The 3,136-nt window shown below is 55.7% G+C and carries 2 protein-coding genes; both read left to right on the top strand.

Annotated elements, in window-relative coordinates; translation table 11 throughout:
• Positions 1-190: 190 nt before the first annotated feature.
• On the top strand, positions 191-2,485 hold the full coding sequence (locus HGB41_RS23120) for a hypothetical protein (RefSeq protein WP_171088665.1): 2,295 nt from the start codon (positions 191-193) through the stop codon (positions 2,483-2,485).
• A gap of 166 nt (positions 2,486-2,651) precedes the next feature.
• A complete protein-coding gene (locus HGB41_RS23115; protein WP_171088664.1) occupies positions 2,652-3,041 on the top strand; it encodes an NUDIX hydrolase in 390 nt (129 codons plus the stop codon).
• Positions 3,042-3,136: the final 95 nt, after the last annotated feature.

Here is a 3,136-nt window from a genome sequence, read left to right as displayed (position 1 = left end):
CATAGGCCTTGGAACACGTCTACTCAACGAACAGACTGAATTGCAGCTCGTCTTTAAGCCTAAGCAGGATCTGGCTTAAGCTGGATCGGCTCTACCAAAGGTTCAAGTTTTTCCAAAATCGAATCGTGCGCGTTGTCACGCCAACTCATCAGTGCGAGGATACCGTCATTCCATTCGGGAGATAATCTCCATGGCGATATTCGATCGCACAACTCTCTTGCTAACTATGTTCCTGCTTTGGTCCGGCAGTGTAGGTAGTGCCCCCGCCGTCACGCAGGAGTCCTTCGCTGCGGAGCGCCGGGCCGAGTTCAAGCCGGACGGTCATGCAGAGCTGGTCCAGCAACTGTATCTTGCATTTTTCGGTCGGCCTGCTGACCCTGCTGGCCTTGCATTTTACGTCAATGCTATGGCCAAGTCGGGAGCGCCAGACGACCTGCTGGCCCTGGCCGACGCGTATGGCCGCGATTCCTTCGTTCGGGCACTGGTTAACGGGCTTTCTGGCAGCCCCGAGGCACGAGCGCTGTATGGCGACGACCCGACCCGCTTGATTGCCGCCCTATATAGGCACGGCTTCAACCGGGACGCGGAGCCCGAAGGCCTTGCCTATTGGCTGCAGGCCATTCAGAAAGAGCGTTTGGATCCTGCTGAAGCAGTTCTATCGATCCTTGCCGGCGCGCAGGGCAGCGACTTGGCTACTTTCCGGCGCAAGGTCGATGCGTCCAAAATTTTCACATCGTCGGTTGACACTCCCGCGGGCCGTTCCTTGTATTCCGGCTTGGGAAGCAATGCATTGGTGCGCAGTATGCTCGGAACCGTGTTCAGCGCCTCGGATGATGCCGATATCAAAAAGGACGTAGCCGCAAGCATTGACGCCCTTGGTACCGGCCATGCGTATGTCATGCAGGACGATTTTGCTGAAGTGCCTGCAGGAGGAAGAACAATCGCTCTACTGGTCGCCGCAGAGCAGCACGCTACATTACGTCCTCGACTCGATGCGTTGGAGCGTGTACTCGCCACCGATCTGAACGGACGATCTGGCAAGCATGGGCCGGTGTGGAAGATCATGGTTCGGCAAGCCTCAGCAACGGTCCCGTTAGTACGCGAACAACTCAAGGGGATGACTGCAGCGATCCTGATCGGCGACGTCGTGGTACCACGACGTGTAGACGGCTACTATGGAGAAGAAGTGCCCAACCTTGAGCCATATCGTAATCCATTTTGTACCCGCTACCAGTTTCCGAACGGGCCCTTAGCAGTCGAACCCGGCCAATGGGATAGCCATATATTCGATCATAATGAGGATCCTGCCTGCCGGCACGGTATGACAGTCTCGCTCTTGCGCGGTAGCGCCCCCCTGCGCCAGGACGCCGAGCTCAAGGCAAAACTCGATCAAATGATCACCTACCACGGTGCGAGCGACCGCGAGAACGCCCGCTGGTCGCGCGGCTACACTTATGTCAACGCATTATGGCTCAAGCTTGATCCACAGCCCGCTGACATCAGGTGGTGGGATGACATCCCTTTGTATGAAACCAGCGAACTGAGCATCGCTAACGAAGGCAGAGCGGCGGACCGGCTCGCAGCGTTCAAATCGTGCCTGACAAACTCGACCGAAATGTGCACGTTCAACGGGCATGGTAGCCGTGACTTGATCGTTGCGGAAGGACCTGATCCTGACAGTGAATTCCGCTCCTCCGATGCGGTGGCTTTCACGATTGGCCAGTTGCGCGAAATGACCTTGCGTGCAAAGTTTGTGAGTCTGGAATCCTGCTCGACCCAAAATTTTCTGCATCCGGATTCGTTCGGATCGACAATGTTGATGGCGGGCGAGACGCTCCTTGTGATGGGCTCTACCTCCGTCGCTTGGGCTGCGTCTGACCTGGACAAGCACTACATTCAAGAAATGTACCAGTGGCTTTCCTATGGCGCTACCTTTGCGGAGGTCTTCACCGGCAAGATGAACACGCCCGCTACTGGCATCCAGGGTGATCCGTTTATCTCCCTGCGGCCCAAGCCGTCGGGACCGCAACCGAAGCTGGTCATCGACGGTCTACACTACAACGTACATCCTGCGGTTGTACGATTGGCACTTGGCGATTCGACTAGTGACTCCAGGACCACGCGGACGTTGTCCATCACTAATCCCGGAGCGAGCGAGCTACGGATTCGCCTGAGCAGTGCGCCTGAATACGTGACCTCGACCGGCCGCATTCCCAATCCAACGGGATGGTCGCGGGGCGGATTCGGCTTCGACAGGATGGAGCCGGCAGCGAACGCGCGTAGCGGCGTCGGCAATGTCGGTGACATCGTCCATGTTGTGGCACCTGGCAGCTCACTCCAATTGAAACTGGGTTTCGAACCCGAGATCGACGGACTTGCTTCGAGACGTAACTACGGCATCTATACCGGAACCTATACGATGTACTCGAACGACCCGCAGTCACCACGGATTACTTTCGAGATGTCGGCGATCGCGCGCCCTTAACGCTCAGCAGCATCGAACCGACATATACGATACCTGCTCAAGATTGGACGGCCGCTTCGGGTCGAAGGCGGACGGTCGACCCAGGACTGCTGTCGGCCACAAGCGGACATAGGAAATAACCTGCGTCAGGTTTATTGATGTGCAAACGAATCCTGCAAAGGCAATAATGTTTACGGTATCAATCAAAGGTGTATTCCACACTCCCTCGGGCGAGGTTGGATTGCTTATGAACGAGCGTGACGAATGGGAACTCCCTGGGGGGCGTATCGAACTTGGGGAAACCACTGCGGAATGTGTTGTACGGGAAATCAGTGAAGAATTGAGCTTGTCAGTGAACGCTGAGGCTTTACTCGACACTTATCTTTTCGAGGTCGTCCCAGAGAAACACGTGTTCATCGTCACTTACGGTTGCAGTCTCAATGGTCCATTTAATCCCAGAATAAGTGACGAGCATAAGCGAATCGGTACGTTTCCGCCTGATAGGCTTCCCGCTAATCTTCCACAAGGTTATCGGTCTTCCATAGTTGCCTGGTGCCGACAGAACGCGACGCCTTAAGCTCGTTTTTGCAGTGTCGAAGAATGTCCTGATGCGAAGCCCGGTTCGAGTATGGGAACGTCCACATTGGGTCTATTGTGTTGAAAAACTCCCTT

Source organism: Telluria aromaticivorans, assembly GCF_013003915.1.
Taxonomy (GTDB): domain Bacteria; phylum Pseudomonadota; class Gammaproteobacteria; order Burkholderiales; family Burkholderiaceae_D; genus Telluria; species Telluria aromaticivorans.
This window is presented reverse-complemented; position numbering and strand designations above follow the sequence as displayed.